24 protein-coding genes are annotated in these 26,051 nt (G+C 58.4%); 16 read left to right on the top strand and 8 right to left on the bottom strand.

The window, feature by feature from the left end; all coding sequences use genetic code 11:
- Nucleotides 1-8: 8 nt before the first annotated feature.
- Nucleotides 9-308, bottom strand: a complete 300-nt coding sequence (locus FQ746_RS00375) for an H-NS family nucleoid-associated regulatory protein (protein WP_144106623.1) — start codon at nucleotides 306-308, stop codon at nucleotides 9-11.
- 167 nt (nucleotides 309-475) lie between these two features.
- Here FQ746_RS00375 and FQ746_RS34600 point away from each other — a divergent pair, with 167 nt between their 5' ends.
- On the top strand, nucleotides 476-640 hold the full coding sequence (locus tag FQ746_RS34600; RefSeq protein WP_186310585.1) for a hypothetical protein: 165 nt from the start codon (nucleotides 476-478) through the stop codon (nucleotides 638-640).
- A gap of 298 nt (nucleotides 641-938) precedes the next feature.
- Complete coding sequence (locus FQ746_RS00365) at nucleotides 939-2,270, top strand: AAA family ATPase (protein ID WP_144106622.1); 1,332 nt, start codon at nucleotides 939-941, stop codon at nucleotides 2,268-2,270.
- Between the two features lie 62 nt (nucleotides 2,271-2,332).
- Here FQ746_RS00365 and FQ746_RS00360 read toward each other — a convergent pair whose 3' ends face one another.
- The 4 genes from FQ746_RS00360 to FQ746_RS00345 all read right to left on the bottom strand — a co-directional run bounded on the left by FQ746_RS00360 (nucleotide 2,333) and on the right by FQ746_RS00345 (nucleotide 5,597).
- The gene (locus FQ746_RS00360) at nucleotides 2,333-2,779 is read right to left on the bottom strand and encodes a macro domain-containing protein (protein WP_144106621.1); all 447 of its coding nucleotides are present in this window, start codon (nucleotides 2,777-2,779) and stop codon (nucleotides 2,333-2,335) included.
- Nucleotides 2,776-3,138 carry a hypothetical protein gene (locus tag FQ746_RS00355; RefSeq protein WP_144106620.1) on the bottom strand — a complete coding sequence of 121 codons (363 nt, stop codon included), beginning with the start codon at nucleotides 3,136-3,138 and terminating at the stop codon, nucleotides 2,776-2,778. Before FQ746_RS00355 ends, FQ746_RS00360 begins: the two co-directional genes overlap by 4 nt.
- A 68-nt stretch (nucleotides 3,139-3,206) precedes the next feature.
- Nucleotides 3,207-4,778: a hypothetical protein gene (locus FQ746_RS00350; RefSeq protein WP_144106619.1), complete on the bottom strand. Its 1,572-nt coding sequence runs from the start codon at nucleotides 4,776-4,778 to the stop codon at nucleotides 3,207-3,209.
- Nucleotides 4,779-4,805: 27 nt separating this feature from the next.
- The gene (locus FQ746_RS00345) at nucleotides 4,806-5,597 is read right to left on the bottom strand and encodes a hypothetical protein (RefSeq protein WP_144106618.1); all 792 of its coding nucleotides are present in this window, start codon (nucleotides 5,595-5,597) and stop codon (nucleotides 4,806-4,808) included.
- 164 nt (nucleotides 5,598-5,761) lie between these two features.
- On the opposite strand from FQ746_RS00345, the gene FQ746_RS00340 reads away from it, so the two are divergent.
- The 6 genes from FQ746_RS00340 (at nucleotide 5,762) to FQ746_RS00315 (ending at nucleotide 10,510) form a co-directional block, all read left to right on the top strand.
- The gene (locus tag FQ746_RS00340) at nucleotides 5,762-6,619 is read left to right on the top strand and encodes a hypothetical protein (protein WP_144106617.1); all 858 of its coding nucleotides are present in this window, start codon (nucleotides 5,762-5,764) and stop codon (nucleotides 6,617-6,619) included.
- Nucleotides 6,612-7,937, top strand: a complete 1,326-nt coding sequence (locus tag FQ746_RS00335) for a hypothetical protein (protein WP_144106616.1) — start codon at nucleotides 6,612-6,614, stop codon at nucleotides 7,935-7,937. The genes FQ746_RS00340 and FQ746_RS00335 overlap by 8 nt, the downstream gene beginning before the upstream one ends.
- 68 nt (nucleotides 7,938-8,005) lie before the next feature.
- Nucleotides 8,006-8,944 carry a hypothetical protein gene (locus tag FQ746_RS00330; protein ID WP_144106615.1) on the top strand — a complete coding sequence of 313 codons (939 nt, stop codon included), beginning with the start codon at nucleotides 8,006-8,008 and terminating at the stop codon, nucleotides 8,942-8,944.
- Between the two features lie 83 nt (nucleotides 8,945-9,027).
- Nucleotides 9,028-9,828 carry an N-acetylmuramidase domain-containing protein gene (locus tag FQ746_RS00325; RefSeq protein ID WP_144106614.1) on the top strand — a complete coding sequence of 267 codons (801 nt, stop codon included), beginning with the start codon at nucleotides 9,028-9,030 and terminating at the stop codon, nucleotides 9,826-9,828.
- A 159-nt stretch (nucleotides 9,829-9,987) separates the two neighbouring features.
- A complete protein-coding gene (locus FQ746_RS00320) occupies nucleotides 9,988-10,236 on the top strand; it encodes a type II toxin-antitoxin system Phd/YefM family antitoxin (protein WP_144106613.1) in 249 nt (82 codons plus the stop codon).
- Nucleotides 10,226-10,510, top strand: coding sequence for a type II toxin-antitoxin system RelE family toxin (locus FQ746_RS00315; protein ID WP_144106612.1), 285 nt, complete (start codon nucleotides 10,226-10,228; stop codon nucleotides 10,508-10,510). Before FQ746_RS00320 ends, FQ746_RS00315 begins: the two co-directional genes overlap by 11 nt.
- Before the next feature lie 61 nt (nucleotides 10,511-10,571).
- Here FQ746_RS00315 and FQ746_RS00310 read toward each other — a convergent pair whose 3' ends face one another.
- A complete protein-coding gene (locus FQ746_RS00310) occupies nucleotides 10,572-12,395 on the bottom strand; it encodes a 3'-5' exonuclease (protein WP_144106611.1) in 1,824 nt (607 codons plus the stop codon).
- A 124-nt stretch (nucleotides 12,396-12,519) separates the two neighbouring features.
- Here FQ746_RS00310 and FQ746_RS00305 point away from each other — a divergent pair, with 124 nt between their 5' ends.
- Genes FQ746_RS00305 through FQ746_RS00295 form a run of 3 tightly spaced genes read left to right on the top strand, consistent with a single transcriptional unit; the run spans nucleotide 12,520 to nucleotide 15,707 of the window.
- Nucleotides 12,520-13,809: a hypothetical protein gene (locus FQ746_RS00305; RefSeq protein ID WP_144106610.1), complete on the top strand. Its 1,290-nt coding sequence runs from the start codon at nucleotides 12,520-12,522 to the stop codon at nucleotides 13,807-13,809.
- 22 nt (nucleotides 13,810-13,831) lie between these two features.
- On the top strand, nucleotides 13,832-14,287 hold the full coding sequence (locus FQ746_RS00300) for a hypothetical protein (RefSeq protein WP_144106609.1): 456 nt from the start codon (nucleotides 13,832-13,834) through the stop codon (nucleotides 14,285-14,287).
- On the top strand, nucleotides 14,280-15,707 hold the full coding sequence (locus FQ746_RS00295; RefSeq protein ID WP_144106608.1) for a hypothetical protein: 1,428 nt from the start codon (nucleotides 14,280-14,282) through the stop codon (nucleotides 15,705-15,707). The genes FQ746_RS00300 and FQ746_RS00295 overlap by 8 nt, the downstream gene beginning before the upstream one ends.
- Nucleotides 15,708-15,757: 50 nt before the next feature.
- Here FQ746_RS00295 and FQ746_RS00290 read toward each other — a convergent pair whose 3' ends face one another.
- Both FQ746_RS00290 and FQ746_RS00285 read right to left on the bottom strand, forming a co-directional pair.
- A complete protein-coding gene (locus FQ746_RS00290; protein ID WP_144106607.1) occupies nucleotides 15,758-18,787 on the bottom strand; it encodes a hypothetical protein in 3,030 nt (1,009 codons plus the stop codon).
- A gap of 9 nt (nucleotides 18,788-18,796) precedes the next feature.
- Nucleotides 18,797-20,095 carry a hypothetical protein gene (locus FQ746_RS00285; RefSeq protein ID WP_144106606.1) on the bottom strand — a complete coding sequence of 433 codons (1,299 nt, stop codon included), beginning with the start codon at nucleotides 20,093-20,095 and terminating at the stop codon, nucleotides 18,797-18,799.
- On the opposite strand from FQ746_RS00285, the gene FQ746_RS00280 reads away from it, so the two are divergent.
- From FQ746_RS00280 to FQ746_RS00260, 5 genes are all read left to right on the top strand, one after another.
- A complete protein-coding gene (locus FQ746_RS00280) occupies nucleotides 20,067-21,452 on the top strand; it encodes a hypothetical protein (protein ID WP_144106605.1) in 1,386 nt (461 codons plus the stop codon). The two genes, FQ746_RS00285 and FQ746_RS00280, sit on opposite strands and share 29 nt — an antisense overlap.
- 87 nt (nucleotides 21,453-21,539) lie before the next feature.
- Entirely contained in the window at nucleotides 21,540-22,430 is an 891-nt protein-coding gene (locus FQ746_RS00275) for a hypothetical protein (RefSeq protein WP_144106604.1), read from the top strand.
- Complete coding sequence (locus tag FQ746_RS00270) at nucleotides 22,423-23,025, top strand: hypothetical protein (RefSeq protein ID WP_144106603.1); 603 nt, start codon at nucleotides 22,423-22,425, stop codon at nucleotides 23,023-23,025. The genes FQ746_RS00275 and FQ746_RS00270 overlap by 8 nt, the downstream gene beginning before the upstream one ends.
- Before the next feature lie 159 nt (nucleotides 23,026-23,184).
- Nucleotides 23,185-24,516 carry a hypothetical protein gene (locus FQ746_RS00265; RefSeq protein ID WP_144106602.1) on the top strand — a complete coding sequence of 444 codons (1,332 nt, stop codon included), beginning with the start codon at nucleotides 23,185-23,187 and terminating at the stop codon, nucleotides 24,514-24,516.
- Between the two features lie 105 nt (nucleotides 24,517-24,621).
- Entirely contained in the window at nucleotides 24,622-26,007 is a 1,386-nt protein-coding gene (locus tag FQ746_RS00260) for a hypothetical protein (RefSeq protein WP_144106601.1), read from the top strand.
- Nucleotides 26,008-26,051 lie beyond the last annotated feature (44 nt).

The following is a 26,051-nucleotide window of genomic DNA, read 5'->3' as shown; positions in this document are numbered from 1 at the left end:
TTGCTGCGTTACTTCTGAATCAAGAACCTGTCCCGGTTCTTTCCAATCCATGCCGGTGCCTTACCGCGACCGCTCCAAGTCGCACCCGACTTCGGATCCTGATACTTCGGCGGGATTGGTGTTCCCGCATTCTTGTTCGGTCCGCGCTTGCGCTTCCTTACCAAGTCTTCCGGCGTGAGACTGAACTCATCCATGATCGCGTGGATCTGCTCGATCGCACTCGCCCGCCCTTCCTGTTCTGCCTGAGTGATCTTCTGCTCAAGTGCTGCGTACTCTTCGCGCATCTGCGCCAGTGTCTTTGTAGCCATTCCTATCCTTAATGTGTGGTGCTCAAGGCGAGACCATTTTACAGGGTGAGGCTTACGAGTTCATTCAGTTGTGCGAGCAACGAATCAAAGAAATCTCAGCCACATATGACAGCCGTGAATCCGATCCCCCTATGGATTGGCAAATCTAACTACACGGAGCAAATGTCATGAACGATTTCGCGAGAAAGAACTATCACTCTGGCAAAACCAAGAAGAACACGATGCGCGCGTTCCTGACAACGCTCATCTTCATCTTCGGTGGCTTGACGCTCGTTGTCGCTGACCACGTTGGTCAGAGCCACGTCCCCCATGAGACGCAAGTCCAGCAATAAGGACATCGGCGTCATTCAGTCACGCAATCAACTACAGAAGGACGAAGGGTGAAAAACTTTCAGCAGACTCCTAAGCAGCGCAAGAAGCAACTCGAACTCTCGAAGCGCCGTTCGGCAAATGCTGTTCAGCCCTTCACACCTCGGGAGCATGACACATCACGAAAGAAGGCAGGCGGTGTGCCAGTAGGCACGCTCGATAGAAAGCAGCACCAGACACCACAAGGACATGTTGAGTGGCGGCCCTGGTGGTGATAACCAAGCATTAACACGAACCTATAACTAATCCAAGGAAACACCCATGAAATCTGCAGCCCTCCGCAACGTGAACGCAATCGACCAAGACACTAACGCAGCAGCCGACTTCCCGGTCATCCGGTTCTCGACCGTGCGTCCGCTGAACTCCCATTTCGATTCGATCGGTGATGCGCTCTTCTCGTGGACGAACAGCACGGGTTATCTCGACCCGGACAACAAGGCTTTGAATGGAACGGCAGTGCGTGCGTTCTGTCAGGCATTGGGTCTTCCGGTGGATTCAGTCGATACGAACCGAATGCTGACGAGCGAGCACTACTTCGAGTCGGACGCATGGTTCTTCGAGTATGTGGACGCGAAGGCTCTTGTGCGTCTTGGCCGAGGTGACTTCGTCATGCTCGACGAGGGTAATCGTCCGGTTCTCTGGATCTCATACGCCCCCCACCCACGCTCCAACTTCTGCATCGAATTCAGCGGCTCCGAAACACTGGTGCATGAGCTTCGTGAGCTCACACTCGAGAACGTGAAGACCGACGCGAAGCAGGAAGAAAAGGAAACGTTCGTCGAAGTCGTGTTCCGGGAAAGTCCGTTCGGCGGTGGACTGACGATCAATGAGGGCAAGATCGAGAATGCGCGCACTTCGCATCCGGAGTTCTATCCGTATCTCGACGGCGGCCTCAAAGCCCTGATCGAAGACTTCCTCAACAGCGAAGAGTCGGTGCTGATCCTGAAGGGCCCGCCGGGAACGGGCAAGACCTCGATGGTTTCGGCAGCTGTCTCAGAACTCGGCCTGTTGCCGATCTATGCCAAGCGCGCCGATGCGATCCTGCACAAGGACTTCGTGACGTTCATCTTCAATTCGAGCGATGGTTATATGGCCAACGTTGCAGGCACCGAGGCCAAGGAACGCAAGGATCTCTTCAGCAAGTGTCTAGGCGAGGATCGTGAGTTCAAGTCGATTCGTCGCATCAAGGCAGATGTGGAAGAGAAAGACACGCCGCGGATTCCAATCATCGTGGTGGAGGACGCTGATCAACTGCTCACTCCAAGGTCAGCGGGCAACGTGATCATGCCGCAGCTGCTCAACGAGACGGACGGGATCGGGTCGAATCACACGCGTAAGATCATCTTCACGACCAACTTGTCGAGCACGAACGACATCGATGAAGCGCTGATGCGGCCGGGTCGCTGCTACGACGTTGTAGAGTGCCGTCTGCTTACCCCAGAAGAAGCGGTCGTCGCGCGTCGTGCAAGCGGCCTGCCCGACTTCGAGGTTGTTCCGACTGGGAACGTCTCGTTGGCTGAAACCTTGCGCAAACCGCGCAAGAAGATCAGCATCGCCAACGGCCGGGCAAGCCTCGGCTTTACCACGAAGTAAATAGACGGCATAGAGGGAGGGCTTGCGCCCTCCCCTTATGAAGTTCCTTCTTTTTTGGCTTTCTACGTGGGTGAAAGGTAAATCTCCACCGGTATCGGAAGCGGCTCAAGCCACTCCACAATCAACGGATAAACGTTGATCCAGTCCAGGCCACCTTCGCCACACCCGATCTGCGGCATGGCAATCGATGTGATGCCGTACTTCTCAAAGTCCCTGGCCAGCCTCGCGAGTCCCTGATCCAGCCAGGGGAGCTGCGAGCGAAAACGCCAGTGACGTTTGGTGGGAAAGCAGATGATCTTTCGATCTTCCGCTCCTTCCCAAACATATAGACCCCGAGTGGAAAATACACCGCGCGAGCACGCGCGGCGATAGTCTTCGAGCAAGCCCGGGAAGTTTAACGCGAACGTCTTCGCAATGCCCTTGCCCATCGCACCCACGGTGTTCACAGGTACGACGAGCGACTGCGCTTTGGACTGGAAGAGATCGCCGGGACCAATATGCGTGATCATTGTCCCCCTCCCGCCATGTCCTGCAACTGGTCAATGACACCCTGCTGCGTGCGACTGTCCGCCTTGATGCGACCGGCGCACAGATCCATAACGGACGTCACCCAGTCCGTGGGCATCTGAAGGAAGTCCAGCAGATTCAGATGCGTGTACTTCCCGATACTGAGGTCGATGTATTGCCGGAATCTCTCGTACAGAAGACCCCCCGATGCACTGTCCTCCGTCTCTCGCATAGCCACCAGCGAGAGCGCATCCAGGTCACCGTCGCGCTGGTGATCCCAGATGCCGTAGGTTGTCTCGTAGCAGTCCCGCATGACCAGTTGAATATCTGATGAATTCTTGATGGCGCCTGCGCGCTCCATCGTCGTCTTCAGCGGATTCTCCTCTGGTAGCTTCAGCCCGAACTCAGGCTGAATGACATGCGGCTTTCTCAGGTGCGGCGGGAGATCTGGCTCATTTTCTGTTCGAGTAGGGTAAAAAAAGTCTGCTCGACATTCATGGGCAAGAGATGCGGGAAGCGCGGGAACTTGTTCTCCTCCGCAGCGGTGACCGTAGGCGTCGCAATGACGGCGATGGTCGTCTCATCGATGTACTTCTGGACTTCGGCGAAATACTTCACGCGGGCTTCATCGTCGCCCGACAGATCGTCGATCAGGCGTTCAATGGTTTCGCGATCGTCTTCCGTCACGATGCCGCCAGCCGGATGCATCGTCTGCACCCAGTGGATGTACTGACGCATGTTCGTGGCCTTGCCGTTCTCGATGATGAGATTGGCGCGACGGCGATCGTCCGCTGACAGGCCGAGCGCTTCGTCGACCAGCCGCGTGATCTCGCCGATCCACTTGTAGCCCGAGTAGACGTAGTCGATGGCCCGCGGTGGCGCCAAGGTGACGGCCATGTCCTTGCGCAGCTCGACGCGACGCGGTTGCCCGATCGTGAATTCGCTGCGATACCGCTGCACGTTCTCGAGCGTCTGGCGACCGCTCCCGCGGTTGGCCATGTGGGCAATCTGCCACGGCGTGAGGGACTTCGTATCCACCCACAGCAACTTGCCGACCGCGATCTTCTCGCGCAGCACCTTTTCTTCGTTCGTCACTGGATCCAGATACGGACGGGCGTACTGGAAACCCCGTGGCCAGATCGCACAAGCCAATCCCCAGAAGAGGAGCGGCAAATCGCGTGTGTCGATCAGTTCCTTGATCTTCTGCGGATCCTTGTCCTGCAGCGACGTGTCGTACACGTGCTCCATGACAAAGTCGAGAATGCCGCCGGTCAGATAAGCCGAGGCGTTCGCAAACGCGAGGCCATTCGTGGTGCGACCCAGCACGATCTTTTCATCCGACAGCCGGCGATTCAGTTCGATCTGCGCCAAGTCGCTCGGTGCCTTGATCGTGACGTGGAAACCCGAGTGCCAGAGCGGTGTCTGGATGGTGCTGCCCAGGTTCAGGAGCGAGCGCACTTGCAGGATCGCGCGCTCACCGGTCAACTTCTCGCCTTCAGCGATGTTGTTGAACTTCACCTGCCCCATGCTGATGCCGCCCTTCTCGGACTTCACCGATTGGCGCCATTCCGTACCGGGACGATCCACCGTGGCGCGCCACCGGTCGTTCTTCGGGGTGCCGTCCAAAGCCGCGGTAATCAAGTCGACAAACTCACGCCCGCTCTCGTGTTCTTCGAGCCGGATGTTGGGCATGCTTTCCAGCGTATCGACGGTGCGCTGATGGGTGTCGGTGTTACCGATCAGGAAGGTACCGGTTTCGTCCCACACGCCGTCGAGCGGGAAGAACACCTCGGTATCCTGCTGTGTCGTCTGTGACGGCGGCAACGGGGCACGCACGGGCGTTTCAGCTGGCGCTGCTTGCTCGGCGTCGGTCGGGGATTCTTCCAGTTGATCGAAACCTTGTACCGGGGCTTCGAGTGCAGCCGGTGGCTCAGCCGGCAGTTGGTCAAACGCATCCGGCAACAGCGGCCGTTCGTGCGGATTGTGTTGATGCTCGGACATGGTCGAGTTCTTCGTTGGTGGTGGAAATTACAGCGAACGCTCGGTCGCTACGTCGTGCTCCGGCTTCGTAAAGAACGGGGCTTCGTCGACCTGATAAATCACCGACGTATGACCGCGCAGCGGCTTCGTCTCCGGTACGCCCACGACCTTGCCGACATTCTCGTCGCTGAAGTCGACATCAGTCACTGCGTTCACGTCGAGCACAGCCGGATCGATTTCTTCCTGCGGGACTTCGCCGTTGAGTTGACCCGTCGCATTCGCACGCGCCAATTCAGCCTGATTGGTGGCTTCCAACACATGCAGCACCGTCGGCATCACCACGGCGTCATGCTTCTGTTGCCACAGCAGGTATTGCTCGTGCAGCGAAATCGCGTGGATCAGTTCGTCCGGATCCGTGCTGCCACCCGTCTTGCCCACATGGCACTGGCGCAGCTGGACAAGCTCTTCGCTCATCTGGCGCAGGTCGCTTGCAAACTGGTTGACGTTCGTGCGGAAGGTTTCGGGCTCGGCGATGTAGCGCTTCAGGTCTTCATCGCGTAGCACTTCGGAGATGCTGGTGTGGCGCAGCAGCAAGCCGGTCATAAAGGCATGCGTTTGCAGCAGGTCGTCCCAGCACGTGTTCTTGCGCTCCGGCTCGGGCACGTACTTGCCTGCCCGGCATTCAGCCAGAATCCGGTCCGCTGCAGACATCTGGAATTGGCCGCCACCCAGGTTCTGCACCGGTTGGCGTTGGGGTACAAAGCTATGCGCGGCAGGCGCTGCTTTGCGCTTGCCCTCGGCAACATCACGCTGGATCCGGGCGCGGCTCTTCTTGGTCATGATTGGTAATCCTGAATATCAAAATAAAAAGCGGTCGGAAACGATTCATCTTTTGACCGTTGCTAACCGATCGACTCGCTTCCTCTGAAGCAAGCCGGTATCGGTGGTGTTCGCTACAGCATTCACACCGACCAGTTTTTTTTTCACATTTTCGAGCGCTCTTTATGATTGATATCTTGCGGGACTATCTGGGGGGCGCTGCCTCACCCGAATGCGTGCAGATGATCGGCGACGCACACGAGGCAATCGATAGCTTCGGAGTCGAGGACTACGCGTTCCGCTTCGAAGAGATTCTGATGACCAACGAGGACGTTGATCAGGGCCAGACCGTGCAGCAGATCTACGACACGACGCGGGCCTTGCAGGTCGAGCTGCTCAATGGCCTGGGCGTCATGCCGTCTGACGATGCACGCGTCGATCACCTGACGGTGTTACTGAATGGGCTCTTCGCTATCGAGCACTATCAGGATCCACAGGCCGTGATCCAGCAGTGCAGTCTGGAGATGCACGCAGCCGAGACTTTGGCCGAAGTGCTCACACTCACGACGCACCTCACCGCGGAAGAACTCCTGGTCGATATGCACCACGTCGACCCGATGACGATCGAGAAAATCCGGGAGGTGTCACACCAGCGCCTCGCGGATGATGAGCCAGTCGATCTCACGCAGGTGCATGCCAAGCACATCGAGGCGTATCGCAACTTCAAGACCATCGTGGGTGGCCTCGATCTGATGATGGATCACTTCCTGCACGAGGGGGTAGACGTCGGCTATCCGTTCGCGCTCTACGCGAACCTGGTCGGCTACCAGTTCGAAGCCATGCCGGTGGCCAACATTGCTGCCAACCTGGTCTCGATGGCCATCCTTTCCAGCGACGGGCTTGACAGCCCGCGTTCTGTTATCCAGCCCGAGCTGGACCACCTGATCAACGATCTGGATCTCGTCACGAAGGTAGATGTCGCTGTGGGCGACTTACTGCTGAAGCTCGAGAATCAACGGACCACGGGAATTCGACATGGATAAAAGGACCTACTTCCTGAAGGCGCTGGGCGCCGATGAGTACCGTCGGCGGGCGTGGATTATCTCTGCGTTCAGTCTGATCCGTGAAGCACCGGAGGCCTACAAGACCCATCCGTATCCCTGGCGAATTGTGCAGACACCGTCTGGACATTTCTTCTTGAATCCGGAAGACGGCAATGCGCTCACCCTCATCGAGGATGCCGATCCGGCGCTTCCGCCCTTGAGCCGTGCGGACCGCATCACGCTTAAAGCGGGTGAGGTACCCAACCTCTTTGAGGATGTGGAGACGAACTACGGCAACGTGCTCTTCAATTACGTCGCCCTGATCTATCCGTTCGGGAACCGCGTGGCATTCAAGACGGGCCGCATCGCAGCGGGCAAGCTTGAAGAGGAAATCCTCAAACGTGCGATCAGTGATTTGAAGCCGGGACAGGAACCACTCGGCGGATCGCCGGACACCCAGCCGATCTACATGCACGAGTACGTGAAGTTTGCCGATGCGATGTTTGCGTTGGGGGGCTTCACGCAGCTATGGGTGCCCGCCGTCACACGCAAGACCATGGTCGCCCCGCCTGGTCTCATTGAGCTGCGCAACAAGCTGCTCGAAGAGAACAAGGAGCGCCTGAGCGATCCGGCGGTGATCGCGAACATCTCCAAGCAACTCATCGCGTTCGACAAGGAATACATGAAGGGCGATGAGGGCGAAGGCTTCCTCATCACGAAGAAGGCGTACGACGTGGTGCGCTCGAAGCTCTTTCTCATGCATGGTGCGGAAGCGGGGATGGGGGACTCGACCACCAACGTGGATCTCATCAAGAACTCACTCTCGGAAGGTTGGGACCTCTCCAAGTTCCCCGCGATGAACAACTCGTTGCGGGCGGGGTCGTTTAACCGCGGTGCGGAAACGATGCTTGGGGGTGAGTTAGTGAAGTGGCTGTTGCGCGCAGCAAGTAACGCAGTGGTCGCCACGGAGGACTGCGGCACGCGACTTGGGGACCTCCAGTTCGTTGACAAGACGAACATCCACAAGTTGCCTGGCTTTTCGATTGTGACCCCGGAGGGTCATCAGCCGATCGCAAATATCGAAGAAGCCGGCGCTTACCTCGGCAAGACAGTGCTGCGCCGCAGTCCCATGTTCTGCCAGTTGCCCAAGGGAGATTACTGCTCAGTGTGTGTGGGGAGTCGTCTCGCCATGAGTCCCACAGCGCTGGGCGCTGCCATCGCCGAATACGGCTCGACGTTCATGCTGCTGTTTATGAAGGCCATGCATGGAAAGTCACTGGAGGTGGCAAAAATGGATTATCAGACCGCCCTCTTCTGAGGCTTGGGAAGATTTTCCCGAGCCGGTCAATCTATTAGCCTGTCCGACAGATAACCCTGGAGTTTTACATGAGCGATACGCCTCAACAAGAAAGCGGTGCCGAACAGAAAGAACGCATCGTGGTCAACCCGATTCATCATCAGGCGGCGGCCGCAGAGGGAAACGCACAAGGCTCGTCCGCCGACAAATCTACGGAGTCGTCGGCAGTGGCGGGCAACCCGAATTCTTCCGGTTCGGACATCTCCGAATCTTTGAAACATTCGTCACCGTCGTCGATCGCCCAGCCCCCCGTCCCCCCACAAGCCCAGACGCCGATCGGTCAGCTCGTCAAGGAAGTGGCGGACTCCGTCTCGTCCGCTGAACCGTCCTCGACCGAACCGCCTGTTGCACCTGTCGCGCAGGGTACTGCCACGGGCACTGCGGTCGATGCCAAGTCAGGCTTGACCATTCCTGCGAAGCACGAGCCCGGCACCGCCCCGGCACTCGTCTCGACGCCGGAGCCGGAAGTCGCCGATCCGATGCTGACCTCGCCCCTGCACACGGCCGAACTGAATCGCACCCTCGTCAACCTGATGAAGGACAGCTCGATCGTCGCGAAGATGCAGATCAACACGCTGAACGATTATCTGCTCACGATGAAGCCGGGCAAGATCGTCGCGAGGGAAGTCGGCTGCCGCAATCAGGTTCGCTTCTACCAGGCGTTGACGAACATCATCAACAACCTCGAAGGCAAAGACTTCCAGAGTGCGATGCAGGCGACGCTGCTGATTTTCCATCAACACGCCGATGCCGCCCTCGGCGAGAAGCACGTCTTCCGGTTTGTCGAATGGGTGCCGTTGTCGCGTGACCACCGCCGTGGTTTCGAGAAGATCGTCACGTTGCTGAAGTCCCTCGCCGATCCGAAGTCGCGTCAGCAGTTCCTGAAGCAAGTGAACTTCGAGCCGCTCCTCAAGTTCGGTCTGACCGAGCGCGGTCGCGTGAAACTCACCGCCTACTTCGGCAAGTAAGCCGACGTTCATCCTGTGACCCCTCGCTCTGGAGACATCCGGGGCGGGGGGTAAAAGCCGTCAACTCACAGGACTGAATAATCATGAGCGTTTTGCCTGCGGGCACCACCACCGCCCAAGCGAAGCTGATTCAGCGCGCCCTCAACGAGAAGACCAGCAGCAATCTGGTGATCGACGGCAACCTCGGCCCCGCGTCCGTGGCTTGCCTCGACTCTTTCCAGTCTGCCTCGGGCCTGCCGGTTTCCGGATGCTACGACACCGCGACCGCTGCGATCCTCGACCCCTTCATTGCACAGAAGTACCTGAGCGCTTCGAGCTATAGCGAAGCGGCGGGCCTCCTTGGCACCGACGCAGCAACCGTGCAAACGGTCTGTCAGGTCGAGACGTCCGGCGCCGGTTTCTTCAACAACGGCCAGTGCACGATCCTCTTCGAGCGCTCGCAATTCTACAAGGCGATGAAAGCCGTTACGCCCGCCGCGGAACTGTCCCAGCTCGTCGCAAGCTACCCGAACATCATTAACCCGGTCGGCGGAGGTTATCTGGGCGGTGAGGCAGAATGGGGTCGACTGCAACAGGCACAGACCCTCAACAGTGATCTGGCGCTGCGCTCCGCATCGTGGGGCCTCTTCCAGATCATGGGCTACTACTACGTCCAGTGTGGCTATCAGAGCGCGGAAGCGTTCACGACCGCCATGCAGACGAGCGAGACGCTGCAGCTCGATGCCTTTGTCGAATTCGTGAAGGATGAAAATGGGGGCTCGATGCTGACCGCATTGACTTCCCACAACTGGGTGAGCTTCGCCGAGCAGTACAACGGCTCGAACGAGCATGCCCAGAACGACTATGACGACAAGCTGGCGCGCGCCTACTCGGCACTGGTCTGAACATTGGCCCGGGCTTCGGCTCGGGCTATATGACGTTTTTAATTTATCTCAGCCATATATGACGCCCCTGAGTAATGGAGCAGTAACCATTGCCAGCACTTGACGAGACCTGTTAAAAGGTCTATTGTTGAGCCCATCAACCAGTCTCACGGAGGCAGTATGGAAACGATACTTACTGATCGCTCGGTCGGGATTTCGGAGTTGAAAGCCAATCCCAACGTGGTCATTGAACACGCAGCTGAAGGCGCCATTGCAGTGCTCAATCGTAACAAACCTGTGGCGTACCTGCTCACCGCAGAACGCTACGAAGCGCTGATGGATCGGCTTGAGGATTACGAACTCGGTGCGATCGCCCGGGAACGTATGAATGAGACCGGCGGGGTCGAGGTAAGTCTGGATGACCTATAAGCTGATCTTTCAGCCATCTGCGAAGAAAGAATGGGACAAGCTCGACGGCACAGTGCGAAGACAACTGGGCAACAAGTTGAAAGAACGACTCGAGCAACCCCGCGTTCCCGCATCAGCACTTCATGGTCTCCCCGATTGCTACAAAATCAAATTGCGCGCCCTCGGCTATCGCTTGGTCTATCAGGTGAAGGACGAGGTTGTGACGGTATTGGTATTGGCGATTGGGCGACGTGACAGCGTGTATGTCGACGTGCAGGATCGATTACCAGAGTAACGACACGGCATAGAGGGAGGGCGCAAGCCCTCCCCTTATGTCGGTCCTTCTTTTTTTGGCTTTAATCAGCATCCATCTCGGCTTCTTCGTCTTCTTCCTCGTCCTCGTCGTCCTCTTCTTCGAACGCATCACCGAAGCGCACGTCATCGAGCGGTGTTCGGATCGGTGCTGCATACTTCGGAATGTTGAACTCCATGTCGTGATCTTCACCGAAGGCTTCGAGCCAGTCATCAAGCCGGGGCAAACCAAACATCTCGCACCCGAACTCGACTGCGTTGGTTGCTCCCCCAGAGAGGTTGATTCCCTGTGCGCGCTGGATCCGTTCTGGAATGCCTGCGATCTTCACCATCTCCTTGGTGGTCGTCTCCTTGGAGATGTTAAACACGCACTCGCCATTCGGATATGAAGCCGATACGTCCAGATCCCCGACGTGCCCCCGGATGTTCGTGCGCAGCATGGCATCCTCAGCCAGTGCGTAGAGTCCGTTGTCTGCGACCAAGTGCGCAGGCAAGGTCACGATCCAACCAGCCAGCCCAACGGTCAGTTCATCCAGCTCGTTCTTCATCTCGTCTGACGTGGAACCAATGACCCGTGGTGGGACTTCGGTTTCCAGACAGTAGAAATGAAGCGTGTCGACCAGTCGACGCGGTTGCGAGTTGAAGTTGCAGAAGTCCGTCCACGCCGCAAAGCTCGGCATGGTCAGTTGCAAGTCCTTCGTCTCTTCATCCAGCAGTTCCATCGCTACGCAGTCGAACACGTTGTAGATCAGGTATTCGAGCTTGTAGTTCTTCTGCATGAAGATGTGCCAGTCGATCCCCCGCAGGTGATCGGCTTCCTTGAACTTCAGCTTGCGGATCTTGCTCTTGAACGTCTTGAGCAGGATTGCATCGAGACCGTACGACGGGTCCCGTCCCTTCTGGGAGCGCAGGTTCCGGTAGACACACATCGCGTCGATGAAGTAGAAGCTCGACGGACAGAAGACCGTATGCCACTGGTCTGACGGTGGAATCGGACTGATCTTGCCGGAGGCGGTCACCTTGCGGTTCTGACCCACCTTGTACTTGAAGTGCCGATACTGGACAGGCACAGCCGGATCACAGAAGACATCTTCCGGGCGATACCCTGCGCGCTGCAAGCACGCGAGCATCATCGGCATATCGAAGTTGATGTTCCAGATCGCGACGAAGTCCGGCTTCCATTCGTGCGCCTTCTCGAAGCACTTCAGGATGATGTCGACCTCCCGATCGACGATCTCCAGTTCCCACTTGATCTTGCGGTCCTTGTAGACGTCCCCGATGTGCAGATCGAAGACACGACGCGCACGGTCCTCGACATCGACCATTGTGCCGAAGTAGCTCTTGTGGACGGCCGTGAAGACGCGATCACCAAACGTGAGCGAGGCCATGATGATGGCCTTCGTCCCGTGCACTTCGTCGGTTTCCACGTCGAAGGCTGCGACCGTGTACTTGCTCTGACAAGTCGGGAACTTGTCCATGTAGGCTTTCTTGACGTGCGAGGTCGAGAGCAGATCCGCACCGTACAGATAAGGCGAGCGCTTCAAGGCACGCGGGTCCTTGAAATGCATCATGCCTAATGCCTTCGCCATCGCGAAATTCTTCTCGGACTGCGTGGTCATGTACTTATCCACGCGATCGAGTAACTCCCACTCCTTGTTGTCCTTGTGATTGCGATAGCCCTTCTTCGTGGTATAGAACGGAAATTTGTAGTCCCGCCAGATGCGCACGTTCGGCTTGGTCGTCCCATCCTTCATGTGGATGGTTTCCTTAACCAGATGAATATCGGTGCGAGAGCCATAAGGCGGCGGACAGTACACAGCAAATTTGGCTTCGAGACCTAAGACGTCCGGATCTGTGGCTTTTGTCATGGGGAGATGCCAGGAAAACGTGCTGGGAGAGCCGGTAATCACTATGACGACTAGCGATACCTAGGCTGAGACACAGCATGAAGGCGCTCAGTTAATTTCCCCTTTCTCTCTTAGGACAAGCGCCATGCGGCTTCGAGACTTACGCCTTAGTGTCGCCGTTGAGAACGTCGACTTTCAAAGCGACGCCTTCTTTCGCGAAGTAACGGCCATCTTTCGCGATCTGAAAAGTGTGCCGGTCGACCAGATCCCCGACCACGAATCCGCCCTGCAGCTCCCCGCTGTCATCGCCCACTACTCCGGTCTGAACGTCAAGATCGCGTGGTGGGACGAAGGATTCATGGTCACTCCGCCGATGGTGAACAAAAACAATCCGCTGCTCTCCCGCTGGGCAGACTGGTTTCGCCAAAGCATCGTGTCGAACGAAGACGGTGACAAGATCATCGCGACGTCGAAGACCAAAGCGATCGGCAACGTGAACGTGAAAAACGGCATGGTGAGTGGCGTGTTCAGCACGATCGTCTCCACGCTCTACATGGTCGGCGCAGACATCGTGGGCAAGCGCTTCGAACCCGAGGAACTAGCTGCCATCGTCCTGCACGAGATGGGTCACCTCTTCACCTATTACCTGGTGATCGCGAAGACGCTCTCGACGAACATGATCCTCGCGGGTCTGTCGAAGAAACTGGACCAGACGCTCGGACCGAAGGATCGCGAAGCGGTGCTGGTGAAGGTCAAGTCCGTCGCGCAGCTGGCCGAACTCGATACCGAAGCCCTCTCGCGCTCGAACGACAAGAAGGTCATCGAAGTCGTGGTGGTGTCGAACATCGCCAAGTCGATCCAGTCGGAAATCGGCTCGAACCTGTACGACATCAGTGCATGCGAAATGATGGCCGACCAGTACGCCGCGCGTCTGGGTGCAGGTCGCTTCCTCGTGACGGCACTCGACAAGTACAAGCGCTCGCCCTCGTCGACCGACATCCGGTACCGCAGCACGATGGGCTATCTGGTCATCGAAGCGTACAAGCTGCTGTTGCTGGCCGGTGGTCCGTTCTCCTTTGGTCTGTCGTGGCTGCTGCTCCTGATCCACTGTGCTGCCGACGGCGTCGACAAGACCGGTGAGTACGACAACGATGCGAACCGCTACGGTCGTATCCGTGAACATATCGTGGAGGCCATGAAGAGCCCGAAGCTCTCGACCGAACAGCAGTCGAGCTACGCCGAAGATCTGCTCGTCATCGACGACATCAAGCAGTTCGCAAGCAACCGGCAGCAGTTGCTGGGCTACGTGCACGACTTCATCTCCCCGATCCAGCGCAAGCGCATCTCCCAGGAGAAGCTGCAGCGCGAACTCGAATCCATCGCCAATAACGACCTGTTCGTGAAGGCTGCTGCGCTGCGTCAGCTGAGCGCTTAACCCTTTTTGCCTGAGTCCCACTATGCGTACCCAATTCCTCGGTTTCTACTCCGCCTGCGATCGCGCTATCCAAGCGCTGGATTGCCGCGGCCGCATCATCGGCACCGCGGTCGCCTTGGCCGCTGCGCGTCTGGCATCGTTGCCTTCCTCGGAAGTCGACGCACCCGGCAACCACTACAACTTGACGGTCTTGTCGCAAGTCAATGAGCTGCTCGGTCAGTTCAATGAACAGGTGGTGTTCGATGTGCGCTGTGCCCTGACCGCTGCCCGTGAGTTCTGGATGCTGCGCTACGAAGCAGCCCACCCGTGTCGGCGTCCCTTGACGGATCTGGACAAGGGCTTCTACGACAACATCGCGGGCGTGCCGAAGTGGGTCAGTGAAGACAACCACTGCTTCAACAACGAGCACAAGCTGGAAATCCTGCCGCTCGCGCAGCTGGCCTACGATCTGCTCCTGATGGAATCCGCCCATGTTTAATCAAAGTCTGAATGCCGGCGTGGACGGCTTGGACTTCGATAGCGACCTGGAACTCGTGCCGCAGATCGTCGAGACGATTGGCACGGGGGTGGCACCGGAACTGGACGAGGAACTCACCGCATTGATCGGCATGGAAGCCGCGGTGGAAGACCTCGATACCCTGCGCTGCGAGATCCTCTCGCTGTGCGGGATGAACCAGACGCTGGCGCTCGAAGGCATGCGGCTCTTGCCCGAAACCTTCGGAGGTGGTGCGCCGATTGGTTACTACTCGGTGCAGACCTCGTCCACACGCCTCAAACTGTCGCTGGAGTCCATCGGGAAGGGAGTCTGGGCACTGATCGCTGTGGGCATCGCCGCGGTCGTGACGGTGCTCTACAAGCTCTTTAAATGGATGTCTGGGGGTAGCAAGGACCTGGATGCCGAGCGGAAGATGGAGCAGCGTGCCAAAGCCTTCGAAGAAGCGACTGAAACGCTTGAAAAAGCGATGAAGGCGTTCGAGAAAGCTCAGGAAGATCTGAAGCAGTCGCCAAGTCGTCTCGACCCGGAAAGCCAGTATGCAACCGACGACACCACGGGTGTCTTCACGATGCAGAAAGTGATCGACACGTTCTTCATGCAGGACACGCTTCACCAGCGTGTGGTGCTCTTCCTCGAGCAGCGTGACCCGGTGTTCCACGACATCGTCCAGAAGGGGGAATACTCCAAGGCGATGTCCAAAGCAACGACGCTCTTCCGGGACATGAGTTTCGTGCTCAAGCAACGGGTGGCACTGGTCAAGGAGATCGCCGAGAAGGACATGACGGATGCGCACTTCTCGGGCGAGAAGATGATCAACGTGCGGGTCCTCGAGCAGATGGCCCAGCCGATGCAGGTTGAGCACGATGGTCACAAGACGACGATGTCGCAGATCAGTAGCCATCTCGCGAATCTGCGAGCGGTCGCGGAAGCGAAGAAGCCCGAAGAGAACCTGAACTTCGACAAGGTGTTCTCGACGCTTTACGAGGCGTTCGCCCACTCCGGTATGGCGCAGGTCCTCTTGGAGATGCGGGCGGTCGTGCCGCAGATGGCCGAACTTCAGGGCTACCTGACGCACATGCAGAAGCAGGCTGAACGACTATCGGTCGATGGGGCTGAGGGTGCGCACTCACAGCTGATCGGTCACGATCTGCGTCATGCAATCTTCGTGCTCGGCAAGGACCTCGCCGATCTGGGCCTGCTGATGAGCCAGGTCCAGTACTACACGCAGCACATGTCGTATCTGGCCGTGCAGTGTGTGGGCTTCGGGGAAGAGATCGCCAAGAAGGTAGTGGCGCATCTGCGAGCCGAGAATGGCAAGCCGCCGGCAGCCTGGGAAGAAGTGCTCTCGGAGTTGCGCGCCTACCGTGCACGCCTGCAGGAATTACATCGACGAGCAGCCTGACGTCATAGACGCCAGAGAGAGCCTTGCGGTTCTCTCTGGCGCATATGCCCTTAGGTGATGGTCACTACCGACGTGGTCGACGCCGTGGTGCTGCCAGGACTGTATTGCACGAAGTCAACGGTCACTGCTTCTTGCACGGACAACGTGCCGTCTGCATTGGCGACAAGCGACTTCGCGATACCCAGTTGGGTCGAGTCATCGATCAGTGCGATCGTATCGAGATCGTACGTACCGCCGAGCCCCGAGAATGTAAAGCTGACGACGTCCGAGCCGAAGACCGCGTTCAGCGCGCTGATGATATCCGAGGAGGAGATTGTCGTTGCCTGCAGCGCCGTGTAGATCGTCGAGATCGCACTGCTCTTCAACTTCGTCTTCAGGTTTTCGTTCGCATAGTTGGTGGCAGTGAGCCGCACCGACAGCGCGAATGACTGACCCGCTTCGATGCTGTAGACCGTGGTGCCATCCGGTCCATACACCTGCACCGTTCCCATGTTGGCGACCGGATAGAAGTAAATCGACGTGTTCTCGAGCAACTGCTCATCGAGCGCCGGGAACGATTCGGTCAGCCAGCTCACGACCGTGTCGGTCAACTGCGTCACGTAGGTCGGGGCCACTGTGTCATTCGCGAACCGGTAAGTCGCATCGATCAGCATCAGATCCAGCTCCTGCGTCAGACCCCGACTCGTGGTCGGAATCGGATCACCGGTAATGGCATCGAGAATGGTGTCCCCGATGACGTGCTGATAACTGACTGTCCCGTCCGTGTTCAACACCGTATCGCCCTTGTAGTGGAGGATGGTGTAGACCGGTGCACCATCGACAATGGTGATGCCGGCGCCGGTCGTGGGATCCACCTGAAACACGTCTTCCTGATACGTGTACGGGACGTTGGTCTGATACGTCTCGTAGGTGAGGGTCGAGACGACTGTGCGGCAGCTCGTCCAGAGCGTCTCCAGATAATCGCCGAACTCGATCTCCAGTTGCTCGTTGGTGATGCCGTACGCCCCCGTCGGTACCAAGAAGGTTCCGACCACCTGATCCACAGCCGCGGTCACCCAGTCCGCGCTCTTGGTCGCCGTGGTCGAGTAGATCACATCGATCGTGTTATCGAGCGGTGTCGCGGTGAGCCGGGCCGTCGTGTTGTACATGAAGAACTTCGTCAGGTACAGGTAGCTGTTCGCGTCGACATTAAAGTTCGTCGACAGGTCGAAGGTGAACTGCCGCTCCCCTGCGCTCGTCGTCCCGGTGAGCGTTCCTTGCAGATAGGCTCGCGTTGTCTCGCCCGGCGGAATGAACGAGAGCTGGCAGTAGACATCGCTGTCGTCGAGCGCCTGATAGGCAGCATTGGACGTTGTGGACAGCACCAGGGTGTAGCCGTTCGTCCCGAGCGTGAGCGTGTACGTATCCGTGCTCACCTCAAAGCCCGTCGTGTCGTTCTCGCTGACCCAGAGCTTCGTGACCACGGTCGGGTCGTCCAGGTAGTAGGCGCGCAAAGCCAGCTCGCTACCCGTATTGTCGACCACGTAGTACCACGGGCTCCAGAGATATCCCCCGTCGCTGATCGCCGTTGCCCGGTTCGAAGCCGTCATCGCATTGAGCTGCGCAATGACCGCATCGGAGACCATCGAGATGATGCCGTTCACGTTCTGATAGAGCATGGACGGCTTGATCGTGATGCTGGTGTCGTTGTCCACCACCGAGGCGAATGTCACCGCCTGTGTGAACGACGTGGACACGGTTTCGATCGTACTGTTTGCGGCCGTGATGAGCGACGAGTCCACAGGCGTCGGCATGGCGGACGTGGCCAGATATTCCCGGTTGGTGATGTTATCGACCACCTTCACCACGCCAAACCCATCCTGCTCCAGCACCTCGGTCAGCTGCGCCGGGGTAATCGGCGTGTTCTGTGCACCCGTCGAGTTGTTGATGACCTGCGCCTGCAGCGTCGCAAACGGAACGGCGTCCGAACCGGCAATCACGTTCTGGTCGCAGTAAGCAATCAGTGCGCTGAAGGTCGACATTGGTGCGGTATAAATGGTGCTGTCGTTCGGGTCAATCGCGAGGAACGTGCAGGAGAACGCACTCGTCGCATAGTTGGCCATGACCATATTGACCGGACCCTGCGTCTCATAGACATCCACCCGGATCGTGCCCGTGAGCAATCCACTCGTCGCATAAATCTGCGGGATGGTGACGACCACTTGCGTCGCATTGGTCTGAGTGTTCGTGCCGACCGTGCACACCGCGGTCGGCGTGTTGACGTCGTAGATCTCGGTCGAATACGTGACGGCGATCTCGTTGTACAAGCCCGTCGTGGCATCCAGCGCATAGACCCGGCAGTAGTAGAACTGGTCGGCCACTGGAATCGTCAGCGAAAACACCTTGGCCGACGTGAGCGTGCCGGTGCGCGAGATGATGTCGAACTGCTGCAGCGGCAACTCCATGTACACCCAGCTCATCGTCGCACTTTGCTGGCGTAGCTTCCAGGTGACGAGGTTGGTCGAGAGCGTCTGCAGTGGCGAGGTGTCGGTGGTGTCGTACGTGATGCTCAGGCCGCCGTGCGCCATCTGCTGGATGACGATCGGGTACTGGAGACTGAAGATCGTGTCATTGACCGTGAAGTACGTATTGCGCGGAATGACGAGCTGTCCGAGCCCGGTGGCCGGATTCGTGACAAGCTTGTCGAGCAACTCGGTATAGCCAATCGCGAGGCCCCAGGTCGTCGTCGCCGGCACGGCAAAGCGATCAACATAGTCGACATCGGCCATGTGCAGATACAGATCGCTCATGGTCTGGGCGGCGATCGGATACTGCTTGCGGTTGAGGCTTTCGTCCTTCTGCATGAAAGCCGCCGTGTTGACGGCGCTGGTTTCGATGGCGTGCACGTACGGGTTGGTCGGATCCACAATTGTGACCGTCCCGTTCGTGACTTCATTCAGGTAGTTGAACGCGACTTGCTGGATGGCGGCCGGGTTGTACTGGTAGTCAAGGATCGCGTCGATCAGGTCTGCGATCGTCGGGCTACCCGAGGGCAGCGTCGAGGCACTGGTTGCTGCCGCTGCGGTGGTGGTCGTAGTCATTTAACAATCCTAAGCGTTGCTCGTATAGTTGGGGATCGAAGCGATAGCCCCATCTGTTGTGTTCGGGCTGACCGTCGGTGCCTGGTAGGTGTCGTAAAGCGCGTTCGTGGTGGTGGTCGACGTCGAGGAATTCGGCGCCGCTCCCGTCGTCAGGGTCGGGGTCACGATCGACGTCTGCACGGCCGTGTAGACAGGCAGCAAGGCGTTGTATGTCGTGTTATCTACCCACCACTCCAACTCCCACGTATCCGGATTGATCCGGGGATAGCCCTTGTTGTTGAAGATGCCTAGTGCGCCCATCGGCACCTTGGTGTAAAGGCTGGTGCGCTGGCTGTCGGCCATCGTGTCGTTGAACGCCACGACGGTCTGGTTGAAGGTGTAGAGGAGGATCGGATCCTGATAGATCGCGCCCTGACACTGGAACGGAATACTGATCTGCTCGTTGGACTGATTCAGCGGGCGTTCGCTGTCGTAGTTGAACGACACGCCTCCCATCGGATCCGCGTAGGGGAAGCCCGCCCCACACGCTGCGATCTTCTGTACCCGCGTTTTCGTGGGATCTAACACCAGCCGGTAGATGCGGGTCTGGTAGTCAATCTCGTTTTCTACGATGTTTTCCGGGTACGGCACCAGGTTTCCCCGGAACACGTGGGACATGTAATGCGCCCAATAGAAGAACAATGCCGTTACCGGATCGCCCGTCATATTGCGGAAATTGGCTTGTATATCGTATGCATGATAGATCTCGGTCACACCGTCCACCATGCTGAACTGCTCCTTATACACGCCCTCATGGGACGTTGTGTAAGGCACCGTTATATCCGGCCACCCCGAAATCGACATCAACGTGTTGGTCAGAATCGGGATAAACGCTTGTTGCGGATCCACCCATGGCGACGTAATCCCGTTGGCCGCAGACCTGGGATCGAGATAGCAACGAATAATTCTTTGAAGACTGTTCTGGTTCGAGTTGGTAAGCGGGTTGAAGAGTCGTATCGCGCGCAGATTACCCAAGGAGAGATTCAGGTTCGGACGCGTGAAGAACGTGAGGCCATAAACATCCTTGTTGATGGAGATGGCACCAGGCGTCTGACGGTGGTTAATCCCGAAGTACGCGTTCTGCAGTGCACCGACTCCACGGGCGTTTTGCGGGGTGTGTAACAGCACCCGATCAACAGCCTGTGCGGCGGTGACGCCGTTTGCACTGAAGACACTATCCAGATCCGGCGCTGTGGCGCTGGCAGCAGTATTCGTCGTGCTTGACGTAGTAGATGAGCTAGTGCTCGACGTCGTGCTGTCGTCAGCCATAACAACCTCTTGTTTTGAATTTAAGGAAAACGCGATGAGTGTCACCGCCGCCACTGCCGCCACTCAGGTAGGACTGAGCGCAATCAACGCGATCGCTGATCGCTACTCGCTGATGACCAGCGGAGGGTCGAAGGAGTCTCTGGTTCAATTCACGCAAGCCGCGCGCGTGGAACCCACTGTCTTGGTCGACACGGATGTGCTGTTCCTGGACGAGCTGCATGACGTCCAGCAATCGTTGCTGTCGATGTTTGCGGGTTACTACCTGCAGGCCGTCGCATTGAACTCGACCGTGGGCAACGCGAAGGTGCTCTCCACGCTCGAGAAGTTCCAGCCCAACCGTGATCTGGACACCGCGAAGAGCCAGTTCATGGGTCACCTCGCAGGCCTTGCGCTTGCGAAGGAATCGTTCACGCACCGACTGCCTGGCTACCGTCTGGCCAGCGTGTCGCTTGAAGCCGAAGGCGGCAATACGAGTCGTCAGGTCGATCCGGATGATGCTGAGCGCGATCGCGATCACAAGCGCTGGAAACAGGACCGTGAACGTACGCAAGCCGGCCGTGACGACAAGGTTCGCGAAGCGGATGAAGAGGATCGTCTGAAGGACCGGACGTTCAAGAATGAGCGTCAGGAGCGCGAAGCGAGCGAGCGTGCCCGTGAAGACGCGGAACGCAGTCGCGTCGTGGCCAGTTATGGCAAGGACTCGCTCTCGACGCTGAAAGAGAATGTGAACCTGTCATTGGGCAAGATGATCGAAGTGACCTTGCGTCACAACGACCAGACGTTCACGTTGCCGATCTCAATCCGTCTGATCGCCAACACCATCCCCTCTGCCAAGCTCGTTCATATTTTATCCCTCGCCAACGAAGAGACGTCGGCCTCGGAGCGATATCACGGCTGGCGCTCGGGTCGTTTGTCGTTCGTGAAGGACCTGATTTTCTGCCGCGATCTGATCGATGCGCACCGCAAGAACCTGATGGCCAACGGCGATGCGCTCTACACGAACATCCTCGCGAAGGAGCGTCGCAATTCGCTCGCCGCGATTCTGTCAGGCACGCCGTCGGTCGCTGCTGCCTCGAACATGGTCGTCACGTCCTCGAATTCGATCGCCGAACTCGAGCTGTCCCTGAACGGCAAGTTCAATGACTTCCACACCCGTCAGAAGGTGTTCGAGAAAACGTCGCTGATGATCGTGGCGGTGATCGACAAGGAATGGGCACGGGTGACCTTCTACACCCGGGGCATCCCCGAGGCGACCGAAGTCAGCTTCCGCGACATCAAGTCGAGCAACAAAGGTTCTGGCCCAGATGTGTCTGACATCCTGAAGGCCTACCAGTTGGGCCACGCGCCGTCGCTGTAACCGAGCCGCTACTTCCCCCTTCTCTAGCCCACACACCTGGCTCCTGTGCGGGCCGGGTGCGTGGGTATTCACTGGTTTGGTGTGAACATGAAAATTGAGCAATATCTGGCGACTATCCTGCCGTCCTTCAAAAAGGATCAGATCCTGGATGACGTGCGCAACACGCGCGTCGAACTGCGCGAAGCCACCCTGCCGGCATTCGAAGTCGCCCACGGCCTGCTGGGTCACTGGAAGTGGAAGTCGGGCGAGGTGAAAGACGTCGCCAGTAACTTCCAACGGCTGGTCAAGGGCGGTAACCTCGTCACGGTCATCACCGAGGGTCTGCGCGATACCGTCGAGACGCTCGCACTCGCTGAGAGCTTCGTCATGAAGTCCTATAACGAGGAAGTCGTTTCGCAGGCGCTGACGTATCAAAAGGCGAACATCCTGCAGTTCATCGAAGCGGTCGCGTTTGTGTCGAGGTACTCGCGCAAGCTGCTGAACTTCATCTTCGTGAACGAGACGCGGGCCACTGCGCCTGACTCGGTGCAGAAGGACGCACTGACGCCGTACGAGATCAAGTGGATCGACGACAACCTGGTCACTTTCTGCACGGCGTTTGCTGCGGTGGCCCAACCGGTCAAGAAGGTCGAAGATGCGTTCGACGGGATCCCCGAGATCGTCGTGAAGAGCAGCAACGCCGATGTGCTGAAAGCGATGGCGGGTGGCGAGAAGCGACTGGACCCGTTCCGCTTCGGTTTCATCGACGCGAAGATGAACCTTTTCTACCACGTGGGTAAGTGGCTGGCCGAGGGTCAGGTCGAGCGCTACAACGCGGCAAAGGAAGAGTTGCGTCTCGTGCAACTGCGCAAGCTTAACCTCGAGAAGATTGCCGAGAAGAAGCCCGATGCGGCACTTCAGCAAGAGATCGAGTACACGGAGAGCCGTGTGCAGGGGCTGAACGCGAAGATCGCGAAGATGGAGGCAGAGTATGCCTAACATCGATACGGGCTTTCGCCTGTACCCACGAGGCTTTCTCGGCAAGGCCATGGGGCCGCGGCTCGCCGCGAAACCCAAGCCCTACGATGTCCGGCTACGCACAGCGCCGACAGTCACCATCGTGCAGCCCCAGCTGAATACGGCGGATGCGAGCCCCGTGGTTGAAACGATCTACGCCCAGTACATCAAGCGACCGATCGAGACGAACACGTTCGACTTTCGCGAAAAGATCCTGCTGGCCGCGCTCGATGCCTTCGGTCACCCGAACTTCCTGAGCTGGTACGAAGCGCAACTGCAAAGCCCTTCGGTGGGCGATACGCACCTGCGCTTTCTCGACGACACCCTGCGCTTCATTTCGACCGGGCGTCGCAACATGTCGCTTGAGACATGGGCCAGCTTTCTGCAGATGAGTGAAGGCGGAGTGCGTCCCGCTGTCGTCGCGCCCTACGCAGCGTCGTACTTCGAGGCACGGCTCGGCCGCTCGAATGATCGCTCGCCCGTCTCGCTGATCGAGACAATCATCGCCTGGACCTCGCAACCCGGGGGCTTCGAAGATCTCCTGGGCACGCTGCACCTGCTCTTCGGGCAGGCCTGAGCCGCGCCCGGCTCGCGACAATACTATAGCGTCCGCCTCTCGCAGGCGGAGCCACGATCACTAGACGTCGGGTGATCCGTCACCGGGCATCTCTTGAAGTACCGCGCGGGTACTGGTTAGGAATCCTTTTAATTCCCTATTGCAATAGGAGCTGTACAAATGCGTCGTTCTTTTTCACACCGTGGTCTCGTCGCAGCGATGGAAGCTGAAGATCTGCTGCCGGAAGCAGTTGAAACCGGTGAAGTCGCCGACCTGGCGAACTCCCAAGAAGAAGGCCTGACCGAGATCGCTGAAGACGAAGCGGGCTTGGAGCAACACGATGCGCTGATCGACGAAGCCGTCGACACCGCTGAAGCGCTGGAATCGCTGCGCGAAAACCTGAAGGCCTCGCTCGAAAGCGGTGGTTTGGACAAGATGGGCGCGGCAATCCTGCGCGACTCGCTGGCATTCCACTACAAGCGCATGGGCATGAACGTGCCGCGCGTGGCGCCGGCGCTGGAGTCGTTCGGCTCGATCGGTCGTCGTGAAGACGCCACCAAGATCGCCCTGGAAGAAGTCGGCGAGCAAGCCAAGAAGATCTGGGACAGCATCGTGGCCGCCATCCAGAAAGCCATCGACTGGATCAAGCAATTCGTGGTCAAGCTTTTCGACAGCAACAAGCAGATGGTTGCCCGTGCGCAAGAGCTGAAGGAACGTGCGAACAAGATGGAAGCCGGCGCGCAAGCGGCCGAGAAGACCATCAAGAACGCCGGCATCGCAGGTCAAGTGCAAGTGGCAGGCAAGGTCGACGGCGTCGCTGCCGCTGGCGAGCTGCACAAGGTCGCGGCCGACGTGATCGGCAAGTACAGCGGCTGGGCGCAAGCCTTGTCGGGTCCGATGAGCAATCTGGGCGATCCGGCAGCGCTGTTCAACGCCGTGAACATGTCGACGATCGGTCTGGGCGACGTGCACGACGCCGCATCGCAAGGCATCTCGGCACCGGACGGCGCGAAGGTTGGCCGCTCGGCCGAACTGCCTGGTGGTAAGGCGCTGGTGGTCGTGGTGTCGAAGGACGCTGCGGGTTCCGACGCGAAGATGCTGCCGTTCAACAAGGCTGCCGCCGAGTTCAAGGGCGAAGAAGCCCCGATCCTGAACAAGGAACAGATGATCCAGGTCGCTGACCAGATCATCGCGCTGGGCAAGATCATCGACGACGGCAAGACCGCCGTTGCCGCCAGCGAAAAGGGCAAGGGCGAGCTGATGAACGCCGTCAAGCAAGAGCAAGGCAAGGCCGAAGGCGCCGACGCCGCGATCAAGAATGCACGCGCGATCCTGAAGCTGGTCGACGCACCGTTCGTGGCACTGACCTCGACGGCTGTCAAGGCCGGTAAGGCACTGAACCAGCTGGTCGAGCAATCGATCCTGGCACACGGCGCGAAGAAGGAAGAGCCGGCAGCTGCTCCGGCTGCTGCTGAGAAGCCGGCAGCGGCTCCGGCACCGGCCGCCGCGTGATGCACCTGTCGACCTAATACGCTCACACGTCTTGGGTGAGGCCTGAGACTCCGGGGACGTCTCCTGGAGTCTCAGGCTTTATTCTTCTTTTTAAGGGTAAGCATCATGCGCAAATTCATCCCGGCGCTCGAAGCGTTGCAGGAACCCCTGCCCGTCTCGATCTCGCTGGAAGACGAACTGATGTTGGTGGATGACTGCGCACGCCACGAGGCGCAGGTCGCTGCCGATGTCACGGAAGTAAACAAGGCACTGGACTTGAGCGAAGCGCTCGAGGACCTCGCCATCGTGGCGGGTAAGCTGACCGAGCCGACCAGTGGCGAAAAGCAACTGGCGGACATGTGCAGCCAGATGGCCACCGCTGGCTCGGACGTGACACCGGAAGAGTTCCTCCCGGCAGTGGAATCGCTGGCAGAAGGCCAGACCATCTCGGTCGAGGGCTACAAGGAGCGTGCGAAGGAGATCTGGGACAGCATCCAGAAGTATCTCGCGCACATCTGGAATCACATCGTCGCGTTCTTCAAGGGCCTGTTCAAACAGGTGCCGATGTACAAGAAGCGCCTCGCCGCGCTGAAGAAGACGCTCGAAGGCTTGAAGCGCGGTCACGCTACGCTGAAGGAAAAGTCGGAAGTCACGGCGTTCGGTTCCGTGGGCCACAAGCCCGTGATCGAAGGGGCTGAGTACGTCCATGCGAACGACTACTTCTCGAAGATCGCGAGCTGGGTGTTTAGCGACTACGCCAAGTACGTGCTGTCCGCCGGTGAAAAGACCGTCGTGGCGATCAAGAACTTCAGCGCCGAAGATCCGTCGCGCGCAGCAAGCGAGCTGCGCTACGCATTGGCAGCGCTGAAGATCCCGAAGCTGCCGGGCCTGCGTTCGGCGCGCGACAACGGGAAGTTCAAGACCGAGTCGTCTGAGGATCTGTTGCACAACAAGGTGCTGATCGTCGCTGATTACCAGGCTGCAGATGGTGCCACGACGCTCGGCGTGCTGGAAAAGCTGCGCACCTCGCACGTGCAGCTCGCAGATGCCCGCGGTGGTCACGAACTGGCCTCGCATGAGCACAAGGGTGTCAAGCCCCTTACGCTTGAGCAGATGCTGGCGCTGGTCAAAGAGTTCGAGGATCAGCTCGACCAGGTCGACAAGTTCCAGTCCTCCAAGAGCGAGGGCGACATCGCCCGCGTGAAGAAGGAACTGGCCGAAGCGTCGGCCGCGGCTGCGAAGACCTTCTCGGGTCTGGACAAGAAGGACGAAAGCGGTCATTTCACGACCGTCGAGACGTTCTATCGCGCCACGCTCAACTTCAACGCTGCGTTCCTGCAGTGGGTTCAGCAACCGCTCCTCACGTTCTCGAGCCTCGCGCTCTCGAATGTGCGCTCCGGTATCGCCCGTATCGGCGAGTCGCTGAAGTGCTACGTCGGCGATGAAGTCGCTGACATGCATCCGGCCTTCCGTCACGCGATGGATACGCCGAGCCTGCCGCATCCGGCTTAAACGCTGACAAAGGGACTCGGGGGCATCAGCCCGCGAGGACTCTT

It is taken from the genome of Paraburkholderia sp. BCC1886 (assembly GCF_900996245.1).
GTDB lineage: Bacteria > Pseudomonadota > Gammaproteobacteria > Burkholderiales > Burkholderiaceae > Paraburkholderia.
Note: the sequence above shows the minus strand (reverse complement) of the source record. Positions and strands in the feature narration are given on the sequence as shown.

Excerpts from the sequence above, each read along its gene's own strand:
- FQ746_RS00305 (WP_144106610.1), top strand. The coding sequence starts at position 12,520 with ATGCGGCTTCGAGACTTACGCCTTAGTGTCGCCGTTGAGAACGTCGAC.
- FQ746_RS00340 (WP_144106617.1), top strand. The coding sequence starts at position 5,762 with ATGATTGATATCTTGCGGGACTATCTGGGGGGCGCTGCCTCACCCGAA.
- FQ746_RS00285 (WP_144106606.1), bottom strand. The coding sequence starts at position 20,095 with ATGGCTGACGACAGCACGACGTCGAGCACTAGCTCATCTACTACGTCA.
- FQ746_RS00275 (WP_144106604.1), top strand. The coding sequence starts at position 21,540 with ATGAAAATTGAGCAATATCTGGCGACTATCCTGCCGTCCTTCAAAAAG.
- FQ746_RS00265 (WP_144106602.1), top strand. The coding sequence starts at position 23,185 with ATGCGTCGTTCTTTTTCACACCGTGGTCTCGTCGCAGCGATGGAAGCT.
- FQ746_RS00320 (WP_144106613.1), top strand. The coding sequence starts at position 9,988 with ATGGAAACGATACTTACTGATCGCTCGGTCGGGATTTCGGAGTTGAAA.
- FQ746_RS00330 (WP_144106615.1), top strand. The coding sequence starts at position 8,006 with ATGAGCGATACGCCTCAACAAGAAAGCGGTGCCGAACAGAAAGAACGC.
- FQ746_RS00270 (WP_144106603.1), top strand. The coding sequence starts at position 22,423 with ATGCCTAACATCGATACGGGCTTTCGCCTGTACCCACGAGGCTTTCTC.
- FQ746_RS00355 (WP_144106620.1), bottom strand. The coding sequence starts at position 3,138 with ATGGAGCGCGCAGGCGCCATCAAGAATTCATCAGATATTCAACTGGTC.
- FQ746_RS00295 (WP_144106608.1), top strand. The coding sequence starts at position 14,280 with ATGTTTAATCAAAGTCTGAATGCCGGCGTGGACGGCTTGGACTTCGAT.
- FQ746_RS00365 (WP_144106622.1), top strand. The coding sequence starts at position 939 with ATGAAATCTGCAGCCCTCCGCAACGTGAACGCAATCGACCAAGACACT.
- FQ746_RS00315 (WP_144106612.1), top strand. The coding sequence starts at position 10,226 with ATGACCTATAAGCTGATCTTTCAGCCATCTGCGAAGAAAGAATGGGAC.
- FQ746_RS00300 (WP_144106609.1), top strand. The coding sequence starts at position 13,832 with ATGCGTACCCAATTCCTCGGTTTCTACTCCGCCTGCGATCGCGCTATC.
- FQ746_RS00290 (WP_144106607.1), bottom strand. The coding sequence starts at position 18,787 with ATGACTACGACCACCACCGCAGCGGCAGCAACCAGTGCCTCGACGCTG.
- FQ746_RS00310 (WP_144106611.1), bottom strand. The coding sequence starts at position 12,395 with ATGACAAAAGCCACAGATCCGGACGTCTTAGGTCTCGAAGCCAAATTT.
- FQ746_RS00335 (WP_144106616.1), top strand. The coding sequence starts at position 6,612 with ATGGATAAAAGGACCTACTTCCTGAAGGCGCTGGGCGCCGATGAGTAC.
- FQ746_RS00360 (WP_144106621.1), bottom strand. The coding sequence starts at position 2,779 with ATGATCACGCATATTGGTCCCGGCGATCTCTTCCAGTCCAAAGCGCAG.
- FQ746_RS00325 (WP_144106614.1), top strand. The coding sequence starts at position 9,028 with ATGAGCGTTTTGCCTGCGGGCACCACCACCGCCCAAGCGAAGCTGATT.
- FQ746_RS34600 (WP_186310585.1), top strand. The coding sequence starts at position 476 with ATGAACGATTTCGCGAGAAAGAACTATCACTCTGGCAAAACCAAGAAG.
- FQ746_RS00260 (WP_144106601.1), top strand. The coding sequence starts at position 24,622 with ATGCGCAAATTCATCCCGGCGCTCGAAGCGTTGCAGGAACCCCTGCCC.
- FQ746_RS00350 (WP_144106619.1), bottom strand. The coding sequence starts at position 4,778 with ATGTCCGAGCATCAACACAATCCGCACGAACGGCCGCTGTTGCCGGAT.
- FQ746_RS00375 (WP_144106623.1), bottom strand. The coding sequence starts at position 308 with ATGGCTACAAAGACACTGGCGCAGATGCGCGAAGAGTACGCAGCACTT.
- FQ746_RS00345 (WP_144106618.1), bottom strand. The coding sequence starts at position 5,597 with ATGACCAAGAAGAGCCGCGCCCGGATCCAGCGTGATGTTGCCGAGGGC.